The 17,819-nt window shown below is 63.3% G+C and carries 15 protein-coding genes; 6 read left to right on the forward strand and 9 right to left on the reverse strand.

What is annotated here, in order from left to right; genetic code table 11:
* Positions 1-275 precede the first annotated feature (275 nt).
* The 4 genes from AC1RLZ_RS04730 (at position 276) to AC1RLZ_RS04745 (ending at position 4,504) form a co-directional block, all read left to right on the forward strand.
* Positions 276-1,121 (forward strand): outer membrane protein, encoded by an 846-nt coding sequence (locus AC1RLZ_RS04730; protein WP_493187677.1) that lies wholly within the window; start codon positions 276-278, stop codon positions 1,119-1,121.
* Between the two features lie 180 nt (positions 1,122-1,301).
* Positions 1,302-1,781, forward strand: coding sequence for a MarR family winged helix-turn-helix transcriptional regulator (locus AC1RLZ_RS04735; protein WP_371421953.1), 480 nt, complete (start codon positions 1,302-1,304; stop codon positions 1,779-1,781).
* Entirely contained in the window at positions 1,774-2,928 is a 1,155-nt protein-coding gene (locus AC1RLZ_RS04740) for an HlyD family secretion protein (protein ID WP_493187678.1), read from the forward strand. The genes AC1RLZ_RS04735 and AC1RLZ_RS04740 overlap by 8 nt, the downstream gene beginning before the upstream one ends.
* 10 nt (positions 2,929-2,938) lie before the next feature.
* Positions 2,939-4,504 carry a DHA2 family efflux MFS transporter permease subunit gene (locus tag AC1RLZ_RS04745; protein ID WP_493187994.1) on the forward strand — a complete coding sequence of 522 codons (1,566 nt, stop codon included), beginning with the start codon at positions 2,939-2,941 and terminating at the stop codon, positions 4,502-4,504.
* Between the two features lie 44 nt (positions 4,505-4,548).
* Here the strand turns inward: AC1RLZ_RS04745 and pcaG are convergent, their stop codons facing one another.
* The 3 genes from pcaG to pcaF are packed head-to-tail and all read right to left on the reverse strand — an operon-like array spanning position 4,549 to position 7,100.
* Positions 4,549-5,130, reverse strand: a complete 582-nt coding sequence (gene pcaG / locus AC1RLZ_RS04750) for a protocatechuate 3,4-dioxygenase subunit alpha (RefSeq protein WP_493187679.1) — start codon at positions 5,128-5,130, stop codon at positions 4,549-4,551.
* Entirely contained in the window at positions 5,130-5,831 is a 702-nt protein-coding gene (gene pcaH / locus AC1RLZ_RS04755) for a protocatechuate 3,4-dioxygenase subunit beta (protein WP_493187680.1), read from the reverse strand. Before pcaH ends, pcaG begins: the two co-directional genes overlap by 1 nt.
* A gap of 60 nt (positions 5,832-5,891) precedes the next feature.
* Positions 5,892-7,100, reverse strand: a complete 1,209-nt coding sequence (gene pcaF / locus AC1RLZ_RS04760) for a 3-oxoadipyl-CoA thiolase (protein WP_371421949.1) — start codon at positions 7,098-7,100, stop codon at positions 5,892-5,894.
* Between the two features lie 234 nt (positions 7,101-7,334).
* On the opposite strand from pcaF, the gene mutS reads away from it, so the two are divergent.
* Positions 7,335-10,061, forward strand: a complete 2,727-nt coding sequence (gene mutS, locus AC1RLZ_RS04765) for a DNA mismatch repair protein MutS (protein WP_493187681.1) — start codon at positions 7,335-7,337, stop codon at positions 10,059-10,061.
* Here mutS and AC1RLZ_RS04770 read toward each other — a convergent pair.
* The 5 genes from AC1RLZ_RS04770 to AC1RLZ_RS04790 form a co-directional block, all read right to left on the reverse strand.
* Positions 10,058-10,855 carry a hypothetical protein gene (locus AC1RLZ_RS04770; RefSeq protein ID WP_493187682.1) on the reverse strand — a complete coding sequence of 266 codons (798 nt, stop codon included), beginning with the start codon at positions 10,853-10,855 and terminating at the stop codon, positions 10,058-10,060. The two genes, mutS and AC1RLZ_RS04770, sit on opposite strands and share 4 nt — an antisense overlap.
* A gap of 59 nt (positions 10,856-10,914) precedes the next feature.
* The gene (locus tag AC1RLZ_RS04775) at positions 10,915-11,424 is read right to left on the reverse strand and encodes an OsmC family protein (protein WP_439057072.1); all 510 of its coding nucleotides are present in this window, start codon (positions 11,422-11,424) and stop codon (positions 10,915-10,917) included.
* A 57-nt stretch (positions 11,425-11,481) separates the two neighbouring features.
* Complete coding sequence (locus AC1RLZ_RS04780) at positions 11,482-12,261, reverse strand: ABC transporter ATP-binding protein (RefSeq protein ID WP_493187683.1); 780 nt, start codon at positions 12,259-12,261, stop codon at positions 11,482-11,484.
* A complete protein-coding gene (locus AC1RLZ_RS04785; protein WP_493187684.1) occupies positions 12,261-13,103 on the reverse strand; it encodes an ABC transporter permease in 843 nt (280 codons plus the stop codon). The genes AC1RLZ_RS04780 and AC1RLZ_RS04785 overlap by 1 nt, the downstream gene beginning before the upstream one ends.
* 101 nt (positions 13,104-13,204) lie before the next feature.
* Positions 13,205-14,179 carry an aliphatic sulfonate ABC transporter substrate-binding protein gene (locus tag AC1RLZ_RS04790; RefSeq protein ID WP_493187685.1) on the reverse strand — a complete coding sequence of 325 codons (975 nt, stop codon included), beginning with the start codon at positions 14,177-14,179 and terminating at the stop codon, positions 13,205-13,207.
* A gap of 271 nt (positions 14,180-14,450) precedes the next feature.
* Between AC1RLZ_RS04790 and AC1RLZ_RS04795 the strand changes: the two genes are divergently transcribed.
* Positions 14,451-17,246, forward strand: coding sequence for a [protein-PII] uridylyltransferase (locus AC1RLZ_RS04795; RefSeq protein WP_493187686.1), 2,796 nt, complete (start codon positions 14,451-14,453; stop codon positions 17,244-17,246).
* Here the strand turns inward: AC1RLZ_RS04795 and AC1RLZ_RS04800 are convergent, their stop codons facing one another.
* On the reverse strand, positions 17,247-17,768 hold the full coding sequence (locus AC1RLZ_RS04800; RefSeq protein WP_493187687.1) for a methylated-DNA--[protein]-cysteine S-methyltransferase: 522 nt from the start codon (positions 17,766-17,768) through the stop codon (positions 17,247-17,249).
* Positions 17,769-17,819: the final 51 nt, after the last annotated feature.

The raw sequence follows: 17,819 nt of genomic DNA on the forward strand, positions 1-17,819 counted from the left end.
GGATCCGTCCTGCAAGCATTGAACTATATCTTGGTCGTGCCAATGCCGATCGCGTTCATATACGTCGTGGTTACTGCGCCTTTGGGCGGCTTCTCTTTTGATAGTTCGCGATATGCCATGTTGCCTGAACGCAACAAGCAGAATGAATTGCGGTGCCAGTCGCGCCCAGTCCTGTCGCGTCGCGTCCGTTCCAAGTCGCTGATGTCTCATTCAACTACACATCATCGAAGCAGAGCCTTCGGCCTGCCTTCGTTGATCTGTTGTTGGGGAGACTGATGGTGAGACGCACCGTATTGGCCGCTGCAGGCCTCGCCGTCATGGCGCTTTCGTCCACAGCAGGCGCTGCCGATCTGTCGCCCCGCATATATGCCAAGGCGCCGGTTCTGGTGGATCCCGGCATCAACTGGACCGGCTTCTATGTCGGCCTCAATGGCGGCTACAGCTGGGGCAAGGGCGACGCCACCTTCCTGCGGGGCACAGCCTTTGCGTCGCCGGTCAAGCAGGACGTCAATGGTGGCCTCGGTGGCGGCCAGATCGGCTACAACTGGCAGCTCGACCGCACATGGGTCGTTGGTCTCGAAGCCGATATCCAGGGGACCGGTGAACGTGGCAGCGCCACGTCGCCGGTGAGTTCGCTGCGGACGACGGTGCTGGGCGGCGACTTCAATCTGCTGACGCAGACATCGGCTACCAGCTCGTGGAGCTTCCCATGGTTTGCGACCTTCCGCGGGCGGGTAGGCCTGCTGGCAACGCCGGACCTGCTGCTTTACGGCACCGGCGGTCTCGCTGTCGGCGAGGTCAAGTATTCGACGCAGACGACCGTGACCGGTCAGTTATTCGGGCCGGGATCGCAGGGCACCACACCCGCCGGCGCCGCCGTGACCATTCCCGGCACGCTGCTGTCAGAATCGCAGACCCGCGTCGGCTGGACCCTGGGCGCCGGCCTGGAAAAGAAGTTCGGCACCAACTGGTCGGCCAAGCTCGAATATCTGTATCTCGATCTGGGCTCGGCGACCTATTTCGGGGGCACAGCCAGCCAGACCTCGGTCGGCTTCCACGACCATGTCTTCCGCGCCGGCATCAATTACGCATTCAGCCCCGCCGTCGTCGCCAAATACTGAACATATTCAGTATCTTACATGCTTCTCAAGCCCGGCCTCGTGCCGGGCTTTTTGCTGTGCTGCGCGCTGCGGATGCCTGGAAGATCCAGCCATGTCGCCATCGCAGGGCAGCGCCGTCTTTATCTCCGATGTGTTATTCATAAGCTTGCTTACAATAAGCTACGCTAATGGAGTGCCTCAATGTCCCCGTCCGTGGGTACCGGAATCGATTTCCTGTCGGCCCTGTTCGAAACCCAGCGCATGTTGCGGCAACTGGCCGACAAGGAAGCGCGGCATCTCGGCATGACCCGCGCCCAATGGGCGGTGCTGGCCAAGGTCGAGCGCAATGAAGGGCAGAAACAGGCCGACCTTGCCGATGCCATGGAGATGGCGCCGATCAGCCTGACGCGGCTGATCGACAAGCTCTGCGACAGCGGCCTGCTCGAGCGGCGCAGCGACGACGCGGACCGGCGGATCAAGCGGCTCTATCTCACCGAGGCTGCGCGACCGCTGATGGGCAAGCTCGCCGTTCTCAGGAACGAACTGATGCAGGTCGCGCTCGATCGCATGAGCGAGCAGGAAACCCATCAGCTCGTCGATTATCTCGAGACCATCAAATCCAACATCCGCGCTGCGCTCTCGCCTGCAGCCGTCAAGACCAAGGAACACGTCTATGGCTGAGCCCGTGCTGAAATTTCCCGACAAGGATGCGCCCGACGGCCCATCCGGCGGCGCTGCGACTACGCAGCGTCAGGGTGTGAAAGGTTTTCTGAAGCGCTATCGGCGGCTGCTGCTGCTGGTGGTGCTGCCGGCCATCGTTCTTGTTGGCGGCGTCGCCTTCTATCTGTCGGGCGGTCGCTATGTCGGCACTGACGATGCCTATGTCGGGGCGCAGAAGGTGCTGATCACGCCGGACATCTCCGGCAAGGTCGACAAGGTCGTGGTGCGCGAAGGCCAACACGTGAAGGAAGGCGACGTGCTGTTCGAGATCGATCCGGTGCCGTTCCGCCTGGCGCTCGACGATGCCAAGGCCAAGCTGGCCCAGGCCAAGACCACCTATGATAACCTCGTCAGCAATGTGAAGATCTACGGCCAGATGCAGGATCTGGCGCAGCAGGGCGTCGACTTCAAGCAGCGCGACGTCGAACGCAAGTCGACGCTGGTCAAGAGCAACTTCGGCTCGCAGCTCGATCTGGACAACGCGGCGACCGCGGCGGTGACCGCGAAAGCACAGCTCGAACTCCTGAAGCAGCAGCTCGCGACCTCGATGAACCAGTTGCTCGGCAATCCCGACCTGCCGCTGGCCCAGTTCCCGCCTTACGCGCAGGCGCAGTCGGCGCTCGATCAGGCGCAGCGCAATCTCGACCACACCGTGCTGAAGGCGCCGATCTCCGGCGTCGCGACGCAGGTCGATAACATCCAGCTCGGCCGCTTCGCGATGGCCGGCACGCCGATCCTCACGGTGATCGACGACAACCGGCCGTGGGTCGATGCCAATCTGAAGGAATCCGATTTCACTTACATCGCTGTCGGCCAGACCGTGGAGATCGATGTCGATGCGTTCCCGAACCATGCCTTCAAGGGCACTGTCGGTTCGCTGAGCCCCGGCACCGGCGCGCAATTCGCGATCCTGCCGCCGCAGAATGCCACCGGCAATTTCGTCAAAGTCGTACAGCGTGTGCCGGTGCGGATCTATCTCGATTATGCCGACCCCTTTGTGAAGCGACTGAAGGCCGGCATGAGCACTTACACGACAATCGATACCAAGCATCATCGCTCGCTGGCCGGCCTGCTCGGGCTGTCATCGGCCAAGGCTGCTCAGGACTGATCCCATGAGCATGTCGGCGCCATCTCCCAGCGCGGTCCCCGGCTTTCGCCGGAACATGGTGACGATCTGCGCCATGACCGCGACCATCATGCAGGCGCTCGACACTACGATTGCCAATGTCGCGTTGCCCTATATGCAGGGCACGCTGTCGGCGTCGCAGGATCAGGTCAACTGGGTGCTGACCTCCTATATCGTGGCTGCGGCCATCATGACCGCGCCGGTCGGCTGGATTGCCAACCGGTTCGGCCGCAAGAAGATCTTCATCATCTGTTCGGCGGGTTTCACTGTCGCCTCGGTGTTGTGTGGCCTCGCGCAGGACATCAACCAGATGGTCGGCTTTCGCCTCTTGCAGGGCGTGTTCGGCGCGGCACTCGTACCGCTGTCGCAGGCGGTGATGCTCGACAGCTACGCGCTGCATGAGCGCGCCAAGGCGATGTCGATCTGGGGCATGGGCGTGATGCTCGGGCCGATCATGGGGCCTTCATTGGGCGCCTGGCTGACGGAGACCTATTCCTGGCACTGGGTGTTCTTCGTCAATCTGCCGTTCGGCATCGTCACGGTGTTCGGCCTGCTGGCCTTCATGGACGAGACCAAGACCAATGCCGAACTGAAATTCGACTGGTTCGGTTTCGGGGCGCTGGCCGTCGGCATCGGTGCGATGCAACTCGCGCTCGACCGCGGCGAGCAGCTCGGCTGGCTCGAATCCAACGAAATCGTCATCGAGGCGATCGTCTCGGTCATCGGCTTCTATTATTTCTTCGCGCATTCCTTCACGACCTCGAAGCCGTTCATCCAGTTCGCGATCTTCAAGGACAAGAATTTCGTCGGCGGCTGCGTGTTCATGGCCGTCATGGGGCTTGTGCTGTATTCGACCATGGCACTGTCGTCGCCCTATCTGCAGAACGTGATCGGCTATCCGATCCTCACGGCAGGTCTATTGCTGGCGACGCGCGGCTCCGGCACCTTCGTGGCGATGATGCTGGTCGGGCGCATCATGAAATATATCGAGGCGCGCACACTGATCATGGTGGGAATGGCGCTGATGTCGGTGTCGCTGTTCTTCACCTCGATGTGGACCGACCAGACCGGCGTGCCGGAGATCGTGATCGTCTCCATCGCGCAGGGATTTGGCCTCGGTCTCGTCTTCGTGCCGCTGTCCACGGTGGCGTTCCTGACGCTGCCCAATCATCTGCGCACGGATGGCACTTCGATGCTGACGCTGCTGCGCAATGTCGCGAGCTCGATCGGCATTTCCATCGTGATCGCGCAGCTCACTTCCGGCACCCGCATGGCCCATGCGGTGCTGGTCGAGCATATCACGCCGTTCAACAACGCGCTGCAGATGCCCAACGTGACCAGCGCGATCAACCTCGCCACCGACTCTGGTCGCGCCATGATGGACGCCATCGTCACGCTGCAGGCAACGATCATCGCCTTCGGCCTCGATTATCAGATGGTGATGCTGGTGACGCTCTGCGCGATCCCGATGGCACTGATCATCGGCTCGTCCAAGGCGACCTTGCGTGCGCAGGCCGCCAAGCCGGGTGCGGACGAGCATCCGGCGGTGATGGAATAAAAAAGCGACCCGCAGGCCGCTTTTTCGTTTCGATCGGATGAGCATCACACGTCGAAGAACACCGTTTCGTTGTCGCCCTGCAGGTGAATATCGAACCGGTACACACCCGGCGCCGTCTTCTTCGCGATAATCGTCGCGCGGCGGTCGGCCGGGACGAGGTTCATCACTTCATCGCTCGCCGTCGCGGCTTCATCGTCGAAATAGATGCGCGTCATCGACTGCATGGTCATGCCGCGGCCGAACACGGCCATCACGATATGCGGGGCCTGCGGCTTGCCGTCGATGCCGGGCACAGCGCCGGGTTTGACGGTGTCGAACGAATATTCGCCGGCGTCGGTGGTGCCGGAGCGGCCGAAGCCCCGAAAGCTCGAATTCGGCAGCCCGCGCGTGTCCTGCGGATCTGCAAAACGGCCCTGCGCGTCGGCCTGCCAGATTTCCAGCACGGCGTCAGGCACGACCTTGCCGTCGCCGTCATAGATCACGCCTTCGATGTGGATCTTGTCGCCGGTGACGTCGGGCGTCAGCAGGTTGTTGGTGAAGGCGTCGTTCCAGGCATATTTGCCATTCGGCGTCAGGCCATAGGCATAGAACGGACCGACGGTCTGCGACGGGGTAATTCCGGGCATCAGTGATTCTCCGTCGGGGTGGCGTTGCGGCCGCGCAGCACGATGTTGAAACGATAGGCCAGCGCCCAGCCGGGCTCGGTGGTGTCGAGGTCGAAATCCGACACCATGCGCAGGCGCGCCTTTTCGTCGGTGACCGAATTGAAGATCGGGTCGAATGGGAACAGCGGATCGTTCGGGAAATACATCTGCGTCACGAGGCGCGAGATGAAGGAATGGCCGAACACCGAGAAATGGATATGAGCGGGGCGCCAGGCATTGTGGTGATTGCCCCACGGATAGGCGCCGGGCTTGATGGTGATGAACTTGTAGTTGCCCTGCGAGTCGGTGACGGTGCGGCCAGCGCCGGTGAAGTTCGGATCGAGCGGCGCGGGATGCTGGTCCCAGACATGCACATAGCGGCCGCAGGCATTGGCCTGCCACAGCTCGACCAGCGTGTTCGGCACCCCGCGGCCGTCCTCGTCCATCACCGTGCCGTGGACGATGATGCGTTCGCCGAGCGGCTCGCCGGCATGCATGGTGGTGAGGTCATGATCGCCAGGGCGTACTGTCTCGTGGCCGTAGACCGGTCCCGTCGTCTCCGACAGCGTGTGCGGCATCAGGATGCGCTGCTTCTGCGGGGCACGCTTGATGGTGCTCTTGTAGCCGGGTGACAGCCGCGGCGCGTGGGCCGCATTGCTCTCGACGGGATAGATTAGCGTCATGCTGGTTTTCCCTTTTTGGCCGCCGCGGATCCCGCGGCGGCAATCTTGAAAACGTCTTTGTTAGTTGAGTTTCTCGATCGCCATGGCGACGCCCTGGCCGACGCCGACGCACATGGTGGCGAGCGCCAGCTTGCCGCCGCGCTTTTCCATGCCGTGCACGGCGGTCATCGCGAGGCGCGCGCCGCTCATGCCGAGCGGATGGCCGAGCGCGATGGCGCCGCCATGCGGGTTGACGAAATCAGCATCTTCCTTGACGCCGAGCTGGCGCAGCACGGCAATGCCCTGCGAGGCGAAGGCTTCGTTGAGTTCGATCAGGTCGAAGTCGCTGATCTTGAGGCCGAGACGCTCCATCAGCTTCTTGGTCGCAGGCACCGGGCCGATACCCATGATGCGCGGCGCGACGCCGCCCGAGGCGAGGCCGAGGATGCGCGCGCGGGCCTTGAGGCCGTGCTTCTCAACCGCGGCACCCGAGGCGAGGATCATGGCGCAGGCGCCGTCATTGACGCCCGAGGCGTTGCCGGCGGTGACCGTGCCGTCCTTGCGGACGATCGGGCGCAGCTTGGCGAGGCCTTCCAGCGTGGTTTCGGGGCGCGGATGCTCGTCCTTATCGACGGCGGTCGGACCGGCCTTGCCGCCGGGCACCATCACCGGGATGATTTCTTCCGCAAAGTAACCCGCTGCGATCGCCTTGCCGGCGTTCTGCTGCGAGCGGATCGCGAAGGCGTCCTGGTCGGCGCGGGAGATCTGGAAATCCTGCGCGACGTTCTCGCCGGTCTCCGGCATGGCATCGACGCCGTACTTCTCGCGCATCAGCGGATTGATGAAGCGCCAGCCGATGGTGGTGTCAAAGATTTCCGCCGAGCGGGAGAAGGCTTCGGTGGCCTTGCCCTGCACGAACGGTGCGCGGGTCATGGATTCAACGCCGCCGGCAATGGCGAAATCGATTTCGCCGGCGCGGATGGCGCGGGCGCCGGCACCAACGGCATCGAGGCCTGACGCACAGAGACGGTTCAGGGTTGCGCCGGGAACTGAATCGGGCAGGCCCGCGAGCAGGGACGCCATGCGGGCGACGTTGCGGTTGTCTTCACCGGCTTGGTTGGCGCAGCCGAAATAGACTTCCTCAACGGCAGTCCAATCCACGCCGGGATTGCGGTCCATCAGGGCCTTAATGGGAGCTGCGGCGAGGTCGTCGGCGCGGACTTTGGCAAGGGAGCCGCCGAAACGGCCGATGGGGGTGCGGACGGCGTCGCAGATAAAGACATCGCTCATCAATTCTCTCCCTGGGGGACTGCATCCGCGCTCGATTGCCGGATTTTCGCGGTGTTTTTAGGAAGCCCCGCCGACCCGGTCAAATGCCGCTGCTGGATGGCAGCGTTGTCCCTGGGAATTGCGGATATGAGATCGCAGTTGACTTGTCAACCGCCTCGCCGCGATGGGGAAAACTACGGTTTGCGACTGCCGCGGGTGGGATCGGCCCCGCAAAATTTGCTAGCGTCCGCCGCCATGACAATCCAGCAGCCCATTACCGCCACCGAACCCGCTCCCCGCGTGGAAGACACCGCAAAAGTGTCTCCGATGATGGAACAGTACCTTGAGATCAAGGCCGCCAATCCCGGCCTGCTGCTGTTCTACCGGATGGGCGATTTCTACGAGATTTTCTTCGAGGATGCGGAGGTCGCGTCGCGGGCGCTGGGCATCGTGCTGACCAAGCGCGGCAAGCATCAGGGTATGGACATCCCGATGTGCGGCGTTCCGGTGGAGCGCTCCGATGATTATCTGCATCGCCTGATCGCGCTCGGCATCCGTGTCGCCGTCTGCGAACAGATGGAAAATCCCGCCGAGGCGCGTAAGCGCGGCAACAAGAGCGTGGTCCGCCGCGATGTCGTGCGCGTGGTCACGCCGGGCACGCTGACCGAAGAGAATTTGCTCGACGCCCGGGCCAATAATTATTTACTGGCGATCGCGCGCAGCAAGGGCTCAAGCGGTGCGGATCGCATTGGTCTCGCCTGGATCGATATCTCCACCGCGGAATTCATCGTCACCGAATGTGCGACTAGCGAACTCGGCGCCACGCTGGCGCGGATCAATCCGAATGAAGTGATCGTCACGGATGCGCTCTATAGCGATCCCGACCTCAGCCAGTTGCTGCGTGAGTTGTCGGCGGTGACGCCGCTCACCCGCGACGTGTTCGACGGCGCCACCGCCGAGCGCCGGCTATGCGATTATTTTGCCGTCGCCACCATGGATGGCCTCAGCGCCATGTCGCGGCCGGAAGCCACGGCGGCCGCCGCCTGCGTCACCTATGTGGAGCGCACCCAGGTCGGCAAACGTGTGCCGCTGTCGCCGCCCACCCGCGAGGCGGTCGGCACCACCATGGCGATCGACCCCGCCACCCGCGCCAATCTCGAACTGACTCGCACGCTCGCCGGTGAGCGCAAGGGCTCGTTGCTCGATGCCATCGATTGCACGGTGACGGCTGCCGGTTCGCGCCTGCTGGCGCAGCGACTGGCTGCGCCGCTGACCGATGAAGTGGCCATCGGCCGCAGGCTGGACGCGATCTCCACCTTCGTCGCTGACAGCGGTTTACGGGACGATCTCCGCGTCGCTCTGCGCGCCGCGCCGGATTTGTCGCGCGCGCTGGCCCGTCTGTCGGTCGGTCGCGGCGGCCCGCGCGATCTGGCGTCATTGCGCGATGGCGTATTCGCCGCCGATCAGGTGCTGGCGCGGCTCGGCGCCATAGACAATCTGCCGGCGGATATCACTGCTGCGATGGCCGCGTTGCAGCGCCCGTCCCGGGAGCTCGCCAGCACGTTCGCCCACGCACTGGCCGACGACCTGCCGCTGCTGAAGCGCGATGGCGGTTTCGTGCGCGAGGGCTTTGAAGCCGCACTCGACGAGACCCGCAATCTGCGCGACGCCTCGCGCCTTGTGGTTGCTGCGATGCAGGCGCGCTATGCCGATGACACCGGCGTCAAGGGTCTGAAGATCCGCCACAACAACGTGCTCGGCTATTTCGTCGAGGTTACCGCGCAGCACGGTGACAAGCTGATGCAGCCGCCGCTGAATGCGACCTTCATCCATCGCCAGACGCTGGCTGGGCAGGTGCGCTTCACCACGTCCGAACTCGGCGAGATCGAGGCCAAGATCGCCAATGCCGGCGACCGTGCGCTGGGTCTCGAGCTTGAAATCTTCGAGCGGCTTTCGGGTATGGTGGCTGAGGCGTCGGAAGATCTCCGCGCCGCGGCGCATGCCTTTGCGCTGCTGGATGTGGCAACGGCGCTGGCGAAGCTGGCGGTCGATGACAACTATGTGCGCCCCGAAGTCGACAACTCGCTGCTGTTCGCCATAGAAGGCGGCCGGCATCCCGTCGTTGAACAGGCGCTGAAGCGCGACGGTCAGCCATTCATCGCCAATGCCAGCGATCTCTCGCCGGGGCCGGGGCAGAAGTCCGGGCAGATCTGGCTGATCACCGGTCCGAACATGGCGGGTAAATCGACCTTCCTGCGCCAGAACGCGTTGATCGCGCTGCTGGCGCAGATAGGCAGCTTCGTGCCGGCATCGCGCGCCCGCATCGGCATCGTCGATCGTCTGTTCTCGCGCGTCGGCGCCGCGGACGATCTGGCAAGGGGACGCTCGACCTTCATGGTCGAGATGGTCGAGACCGCGGTGATCCTCAATCAGGCCACCGAACGCGCGCTGGTGATCCTCGACGAAATCGGCCGTGGTACGGCGACCTTCGACGGTCTGTCGATCGCCTGGGCTGCGATCGAGCATCTGCACGAGAGCAATCGCTGCCGCGCGCTATTCGCAACGCATTATCACGAACTCACCGCACTCTCAGCCAAACTGCCGCGGCTGTTCAATGCGACGGTGCGCGTCAAGGAATGGCACGGAGACGTGGTGTTCCTGCATGAGGTACTGCCGGGCTCGGCGGATCGCTCCTACGGCATTCAGGTGGCGAAACTCGCGGGCCTGCCTCCGGCGGTGATCGCGCGGGCAAAGTCAGTGCTGGCCAAGCTGGAAGCGCAGGATCGCGGTCAAAGCGCCAAGGCGCTGATGGATGACCTGCCGCTATTCGCCATCACCGCGCGCGCGCCGGCCGAAGCAGCTCCGCCGTCGGAGGCGGAGTTGCTGATGGATGCCGTGAAGGCGCTGCATCCCGACGAGATGTCGCCGCGCGAGGCGCTGGATGCACTCTATGCGCTGAAGGCCAAGTTGCCCAAAGGCTAAACGCTGCGAATCTTCCTGCGGCCCAACGACCACAGGCCGAGATTCCACACCACGCAAGTTGCCAACGCGATGCCGAGCGCGATCGCCGAGCCGAAGCGTGGTGCGGTCAGGGGCAGGGTAGCGACGGCGATGCCGAAGCCCATGAGGCCCCAGCCGCCATTGGCCATGACCGCGGCGGTCGGCAGGCCGCCGATGCGCGGATGCAGGATCAGCAACAGGCTGGTGAACACCACGGGATAGAGCGCAAGGATGCCGCTACCGGCCGGGCCGATGGTCGCGGATAGCGTGACGACTGTGCCGACCAACGAGGATACCAGTGCCGCGCGCAGCAGTATGTCGTACCAGCGCCGTGTGATGAGCGGCATCTTCGCGTGGCGAAACTGCGCCATCAGCGGCAGGCAGATGCTGAAGGCCACCGCATTGGCGAGGAGACCCCCCGGCAATGACCATTCGAATTGCCGGACCAGTATGGCAAGGCCGAACCACACCACCATCGCCGTGCCGAGACTGACAACGACGTTATGGCGCCGGGCCAGGTAGATGTAAGTCAATCCGAAGAACATTGTTACGGCGTTGATCGGCAGGCTCGTCAGCGCGCCCTGCGCGATGAAGGCGGCATCGTGATCGATGGCGAGAAAAACGTAGGACGGGCCCGCTGAGATTGGCAGCGTCGCCACCAGGGCGCCGATCACCGGGCCGGAACGTTCGGTAATGATGGCGGCGGTGATCACGAAAGCGGCGGTGATCGCCATGCGCAGCGTGAGTGTCAGGAGAAAGGCAAGTTCGGGGGACATGGAAGCCTGATGAGAGGAGGTGCTTGGCCTCCTCTTTCTTGGTGGACAGTCCCGCCTGCTTACACCCTGTTGAGGGACACCGAAACCTTCGGGCCATGCTTGATGGTCTGGTAGACTACGCAATAACGCTCGGTCAGCTTCAGCAGCAGATCGAGCTTGTCCTGCGGGGCGTCGGTATCGACGTCGAAGCGCAGGCGGATTTCGGCGAAGCCGACCGGAGCTTCCTTGTCGACGCCGAGCGTGCCGCGGAAATCGAGATCGCCCTCAGCCGTCACATTACCAGACTTCAGCGGAATTTCGACGGCGGTCGCCACCGATTTCAGCGTGACGCCAGCGCAGGCGACCAGTGCTTCCAGCAGCATGTCGCCCGAGCAGAGTTCGAGCCCGGAGCCGCCAGTCGCCGGATGCAGGCCGGCGGCGGCGATCTGGCGACCGGTCTCGACCTTGCAGGCGATGCCCTCATTGTCGATCGAGCCTTTTGCCTTCAGCGTGATGAAGGCCGCCTTGGGATCAGTCTTGTAGAGCTCCTTGATGGGGGCTTGGGTGGCGCGAAGCGCGGCGGCGTCCATGATATCTCTCCCTGAGATTTTGTTAGTTGCAGATTCTATTCGCGTGCGGCGATGTTGTCACCACCACGCGCCGACCGCCTCGGCAGGTGCGCTATCGGGCACGTCGCGATCGAGAGAGCGATCCAGTGCGGTGAGCACGCGACGCTTCACCGCTTCGAACAGCGGCGAAGACCGATCGCGCGGACGCGCGAGATTGACTTGTATCTCAGCGAACAGCCGGCCGGGTCGTGGCCGCATCACCAGCACGCGATCGGCGAGCACGACGGCTTCATCCACGTCATGGGTGACGAGGATCAATGTCGGCCGCGTATCGGCCCAGAGATCCAGCAGATGATCCTGCAGGTCGCGGCGCGTGAAAGCGTCGAGTGCGGAGAACGGTTCGTCGAGCAGCAGCACTTCCGGCTGCGGCACCAAGGCACGGGCAATCGCCACGCGCTGCGCCTGCCCGCCGGACAATTCGCGCGGCCATGCCTTCGCTTTATCCGACAGGCGGACGCGTGCCAGGGCCTGCGCGACTTTCTCGCGGCGTGCGGCGACAGGAAGCTCGGACAGTCCGAAGCCGATATTGTCGGCGACGCTGAGCCACGGCAGCAGCCGCGGCTCCTGGAAGATGATGCCGATCTTCTCGTGTGGGGCGCTGATATCGATATCGTCGATGCGGATACTCCCGGTCGAGGCGCGATCGAGCCCGGCCACGGCGCGCAACAGCGTCGACTTTCCGCAGCCGGAGCCGCCGATGATGGCCACGATCTCGCCCTGAGGGATTTGCGCGGTGAAGCGCTCCAGCGCGTGGACGCCGTTGGGATAGGTCTTGCCGACCTTGTCGAGGGCGAGCATCAGGTCTCTCCGCCCGGACGGAACGCATCCTGCCAGCGCAGCAATGGCGTGGTGATCAATTCGATCAGCCAGTCGGTGGTCTTGCCAAGCAGCGCGAAAATGGTGATCGCGGCGAGGATCTGCGCGGGCTTGCCGAGCTGCTGGCCGTCGATCAGGAGATAGCCGAGCCCTTCGGAGGCGCCCATGAATTCGGCGGCAACCACGAACATCCAGCCGAGCCCGAGACCGACGCGCAGCGCGACAACGTAAGCCGGCAGCACGGCGGGCAGCAGGATGCGGCGGATCATGGCGGGGCCGGAGAGGCGGAAGGTGCGACCGACTTCGACGATCTTGCGATCGACCGAGAGGATTGCGCCCATCACGCCGAGATAGACTGGGAAGAACACGCCAACGGCAATCAGCGCGACCTTCGAGGTCTCGAAAATGCCAAGCCACAGGATGAACAGCGGCACCCAGGCGATCGACGGAATGGCGCGCAGCGCCTGAACGGTGGGGTCGAGCAGTCGCCGTGCGACGCCCCAATAGCCGGAGATGGCGCCAAACAGCGTGCCGGCGATGACGCCGAGGCCGAAGCCTGCGCCCACGCGCATGAGTGTTGTGGCAATGTGACGCGTGAGCTCACCGGTTTGCGCAAGCTCCATGATGGTGGCGAAGACGCGCGACGGTGGCGGCACCAGCCGGCCGTTCGACCAGCCGGACCACACTGCAAGCTCCCATGCCAAAGCGAGTGTCAGCGGCAGTACGACGCCCAGCGCCGGCCGCGCATAACGGTGCCAGCGCTTATCGGTCGCGGCTTTTGCACGCGTGTCTGTTGTGTCGAGCGCAGTCGTGTCGAGCGTCATGGCATAGCTGAAGCGCGTCTCGATCTGGTTTACAAGGTGGTCAAAAGCTTCACCCTCCCCTTGCGGGGAGGGTGAAGGGTGGTTTCGCAGGTGCAAGAGCGTCAGCTCTTCGGCAGCGGCACCTGATCGTCGATCAGCGCATCCACCGTCGCCTTCACATCGACCTTAGCGTCGATCACGCCGGCCTGCTGCAGAGCGAGGCCTGCGGCGAGGATCGACTCGCGCTGGGGTGCGCCGATGCGGCTGTGGGTCAGCTCGGTGCGCTCCTTGAGCTGTTTGTCGACAACCGCGTCGGGTAGCTTGGTGACGCCGATGAAGGCCTTCTTCAGCTCGGGATAGTTCTCCAGCGAATATTTCCGCGCGTCTTCATAGACGGCGAGGACGCGGCGCGCCGCATCCGGATAGTCCTTCAAGAACTGTTCGCGCACATTGAGGATGCCCCAGGTGTTGGCGTCCGGCTTGCGGAAGAACAGCTTGGCGCCGTCCTCGACCTCGGCCTGCGCCATCATGGGATCGAGTCCGGCCCATGCATCGACGTCGCCGCGGATCAGCGCGGCCTTGCCGTCGGCATGCTGCAGCAGCACCGGGGTGATGTCCTTGTCGGTGAGCCCGGCGCCAAGCAAAGCGCGGACCAGGAAAATGTGGGGATCGGTGCCGCGGGTCACCGCGACCCGCTTGCCCTTGAGGTCGGCGACGGAGGCGATCTTGGAGTCCTTGCCGGTCACCAGCGCGGTCCATTCCGGACGCGAATAGACATAGACCGACTTGATCGGATTGCCGTTGATCCTGGCCACCAGCGCAGCGGAGCCCGCGGTCGAGCCGAAGTCGATGGAGCCGGCATTGAGGAATTCGAGCGCCTTGTTGGAGCCGGCCGACTGCACCCAGGTGATCTTCACGCCGTCCTTGGCGAATTCCTTCTCCAGCAGGCCGTTCTGCTTGAGGATGATCGAGACCGGATTGTAGGTCGCCCAATCGAGCCGGATTTCCTTGAGCGGCTCGGCGGCGAAGGCAGCTCCGGGCAGCAGTGCAGCCGCAGCAATCAGACCGGCAACAGCGCGCCGTGACATCGTGAACATTCTGGTCTCTCCCTGATGGAATGACGAAACGTGAGGTTCGAAAGCCACTTGCATCCGGCGGGCGTCATGGCATCACGTCCGGGTCGCTCTGCGTGCGAAAACGTGCTTTAATTTCAATTGGTTATGGCGTTTCGTCAACGAGAAGATATGATGCGTCAAAGACACCGCCGCGAGAACGTTGTTGCCCGGATTGCGCAAAAGGCAGCATGGACTAGCTGTGGGGCTACAATCACCGTGACAGCGCTTGCGCCGTCCGATATCCGGGTTGTTCATGGACAGCGTTGCTACACAAGCCAAACTCACGACCGAAACCGAGTTCGATACGCCGCGGATCACCGCCGAGATCGACGCGCTTGCAGCGCAGCATCGCGGCAAGAACGATTTGTTTCGCGCCGCGGTCGCCAAGCTGCTGAAGGCTGAACTGCTCAAGGCCAGTGAAGCCGCCGAGGCCGTGCTGCTGAAAGACCGGCACGGCCGGCGCTGCGCTGAGCAGCTCTGCCACGTGCAGGATGAGATCATCCGCATGCTGTTCGCTGCGGCGACGAAGCATCTGTATCATTCGCCAATCCCGTCCGGTGCCGAACGCATGGCGGTGGTCTCTACCGGCGGCTATGGCCGCGGGCTGATGGCGCCGGAATCTGACATCGATCTGTTGTTCATCCTGCCCTACAAGCAGACCGCCTGGGGCGAGCAGGTCGCCGAGGTCATTCTGTATTGCCTGTGGGACATGGGCCTGAAGGTCGGCCACGCCACGCGTTCGGTGGATGAATCGATTCGCCAGGCGCGCGGCGACATGACGATCCGCACCGCGATCCTGGAAACGCGCTTCCTCACCGGCGATCAGGCTCTCTACGACGAACTGGTCACGCGCTTCGATACCGAAGTGGTGCAGGGCACCGCCGCCGAATTCGTCACCGCCAAGCTCGCCGAACGCGAGGAGCGCCATCGCCGTGGCGGCCAGTCGCGCTATCTGGTCGAGCCCAACGTCAAGGACGGCAAGGGCGGGTTGCGCGATCTGCATACCGTGTTCTGGATCGCGAAATACGTCTATCGGGTGCGCGACAGCAAGGAGCTGGTGGCGCGCGGCGTGTTCGATCCGCAGGAATACCGCACCTTCAAGCGTTGCGAAGACTTCCTGTGGTCGGTCCGCTGCAATATCCACTTCCTGACCAAACGTCCTGAAGAGCGGCTGTCCTTCGACCTGCAGCGCGAGATCGCGGTTCGCCTCGGCTATACGTCGCATCCCGGCATGCAGGACGTCGAGCGCTTCATGAAGCACTACTTCCTGATTGCCAAGGAAGTCGGCGATCTCACCGCAATCCTGTGCGCCAAGCTCGAAGACCAGCAGGCCAAGCCGGCGCCGGCGCTGACGCGCATGATGGCCAAGCTGCGTCCCGAGATGCATCGCCGCCGGCTGCCGGACAGCGACGCCTTCATCATCGACAACAACCGTATCAACCTTGCTGCGCCCGACGTGTTCAAGGAAGACCCGATCAATCTGATGCGGTTCTTCCGGCTGGCACAGAAGCACAATCTGGCCTTCCATCCTGATGCCATGCGGACAGCAACGCGGTCGCTTCGGCTGATCACGCCGGAGATACGCGAGAATCCCGAAGCCAACGCGCTGTTCATGGAGATCCTGACTTCGGATAATGCCGAGATCGTGCTGCGGCGGATGAACGAGACCGGTGTGCTCGGTCATTTCATTCGGGCCTTCGGCCGCATCGTCTCGATGATGCAGTTCAACATGTATCACCACTACACGGTGGACGAGCATCTGCTGCGGTGTGTCGGCATCCTTCAGGAGATCGAGCGCGGCGGGAATGACGAGTTCGTTGTCGCTAGCGACCTGATGCGTAAGATCCGCCCGGAACATCGTGCGGTGATCTATATCACTGTGTTGTTGCATGACATCGCCAAGGGACGCCCGGAAGATCACTCGATCGCCGGCGCCAAGGTCGCGCGGCGGCTATGTCCGCGGCTCGGCTTCAACGCCGCCGACACCGATCTCGTCGCTTGGCTGATCGAGGAGCATCTGACCATGTCCACGGTGGCGCAATCGCGCGACCTGTCGGATAGCAAGACCATCGAGAATTTCGCCGCCGTGGTGCAGTCGGTCGAGCAGATGAAGCTGCTGACGATTCTCACCACCGCCGATATTCGCGGCGTCGGTCCCGGCGTCTGGAACGGCTGGAAGGCGCAGCTGATCCGAACCCTGTATTACGAAACCGAGCCGGTGCTGACCGGTGGTTTCTCGGAAGTCAATCGCGCCCAGCGCATCGCGTCGGCGCAGGCCGAATTCCGTCGTGCCTTCACCGAGTGGCCCGAGCAGGATCTCAACGCCTATATTTTGCGGCACTATCCGGCCTACTGGCTCAAGGTCGAGCTCGAACGCAAGATTCGCCATGCTCGTTTCCTGCGCGCCTCGGAAGAGGCAGGGCACAAGCTGGCGATCAATGTCGGGTTCGATGAAGCCCGCGGCGTCACCGAGCTCACGATTCTGGCCGTCGACCATCCCTGGTTGCTGTCGATCATCGCTGGCGCATGCGCTGCGGCAGGTGCCAATATCGTCGACGCGCAGATCTACACGACGACCGATGGCCGCGCGCTCGACACCATCGCGATCTCCCGGGAATACGATCGAGATGACGACGAAGGCCGCCGTGCGACACGGATCGGCGACATGATCGAGGACGTGCTCGAAGGTAAGGTGCGGTTGCCGGAAACGGTGGCGAAGCGCGCCACGACGAAAGGCAAGATCAGGGCCTTCACGGTGGAGCCGGAAGTCATCGTCAACAACCAGTGGTCGGATCGCTACACGGTGATCGAGGTCTCCGGCCTCGACCGGCCCGGTCTGCTGTATCAGCTGACCACGGCGATCTCGAAGCTCAATCTGAACATCGCCTCCGCGCATGTGGCGACCTTCGGCGAGCGTGCACGAGACGTGTTCTACGTCACCGATTTGCTCGGGGCGCAGATCAATGCTCCGACACGTCAGGCTGCGATCAAGCGCGCGCTGATCCATCTGCTCGCGCATGGCGATGCAGCGGAGAAGCCGGCGGCGTAATTACTTCACCTCGACGCCCTCATGCTGCAGCAGCCATCGCTTGCGCGCGATGCCGCCGCCATAGCCGGTGAGGGAACCATTGGCACCGATCAGGCGGTGGCAAGGCACGACGACACTCAGGGGATTGGCACCATTGGCATGGCCGACGGCGCGGGTCGCTGTGGGCACGCTGAGTTGTGCCGCCAGCGTGCCGTAGCTGAGTGTACTGCCCGCAGGGATCTTGCGTAGCGCGGCCCAGACATTGTGCTGAAATGGCGTGCCGGGGATATGGCAGGTGATGCCATCGAGTTGGTCGAGATCGCCGTCGAAATAGCGCGAGAGGGCTGTACGGATTTCGGACGGCGCTGCGTTGTTCGTGAGTTCAACCGCGCCATAGTAACGACGCAGCAAAGTCCGCAAACGTGTCTCGTAATCGATCCAGTCGAGGGCGCAGAGTGCGCCGCCGTGGTTCGTCACCAGCAGCGCGATGCCGATCGGGGTGTCAAGCCGGTCGAGAGTGAGTGGGGTGGGTGACTTCGCCATCGTGGTGTTGCACTCATCAAATGGAAACGCCGACCGTAAGCGTAGCCACGG

It is taken from the genome of Tardiphaga sp. GW822-FHT04G09, assembly GCF_058800725.1.

Bases quoted from the DNA above. Each gene is read 5' to 3' on its own strand.
- mutS (WP_493187681.1), top strand. From the start codon at position 7,335: ATGACAATCCAGCAGCCCATTACCGCCACCGAACCCGCTCCCCGCGTG.
- AC1RLZ_RS04745 (WP_493187994.1), top strand. From the start codon at position 2,939: ATGTCGGCGCCATCTCCCAGCGCGGTCCCCGGCTTTCGCCGGAACATG.
- AC1RLZ_RS04740 (WP_493187678.1), top strand. From the start codon at position 1,774: ATGGCTGAGCCCGTGCTGAAATTTCCCGACAAGGATGCGCCCGACGGC.
- AC1RLZ_RS04770 (WP_493187682.1), bottom strand. From the start codon at position 10,855: ATGTCCCCCGAACTTGCCTTTCTCCTGACACTCACGCTGCGCATGGCG.
- AC1RLZ_RS04780 (WP_493187683.1), bottom strand. From the start codon at position 12,261: ATGCTCGCCCTCGACAAGGTCGGCAAGACCTATCCCAACGGCGTCCAC.
- AC1RLZ_RS04785 (WP_493187684.1), bottom strand. From the start codon at position 13,103: ATGACGCTCGACACGACTGCGCTCGACACAACAGACACGCGTGCAAAA.
- AC1RLZ_RS04800 (WP_493187687.1), bottom strand. From the start codon at position 17,768: ATGGCGAAGTCACCCACCCCACTCACTCTCGACCGGCTTGACACCCCG.
- AC1RLZ_RS04735 (WP_371421953.1), top strand. From the start codon at position 1,302: ATGTCCCCGTCCGTGGGTACCGGAATCGATTTCCTGTCGGCCCTGTTC.
- pcaH (WP_493187680.1), bottom strand. From the start codon at position 5,831: ATGACGCTAATCTATCCCGTCGAGAGCAATGCGGCCCACGCGCCGCGG.
- AC1RLZ_RS04775 (WP_439057072.1), bottom strand. From the start codon at position 11,424: ATGGACGCCGCCGCGCTTCGCGCCACCCAAGCCCCCATCAAGGAGCTC.
- pcaG (WP_493187679.1), bottom strand. From the start codon at position 5,130: ATGCCCGGAATTACCCCGTCGCAGACCGTCGGTCCGTTCTATGCCTAT.
- AC1RLZ_RS04730 (WP_493187677.1), top strand. From the start codon at position 276: ATGGTGAGACGCACCGTATTGGCCGCTGCAGGCCTCGCCGTCATGGCG.
- AC1RLZ_RS04790 (WP_493187685.1), bottom strand. From the start codon at position 14,179: ATGTTCACGATGTCACGGCGCGCTGTTGCCGGTCTGATTGCTGCGGCT.
- AC1RLZ_RS04795 (WP_493187686.1), top strand. From the start codon at position 14,451: ATGGACAGCGTTGCTACACAAGCCAAACTCACGACCGAAACCGAGTTC.
- pcaF (WP_371421949.1), bottom strand. From the start codon at position 7,100: ATGAGCGATGTCTTTATCTGCGACGCCGTCCGCACCCCCATCGGCCGT.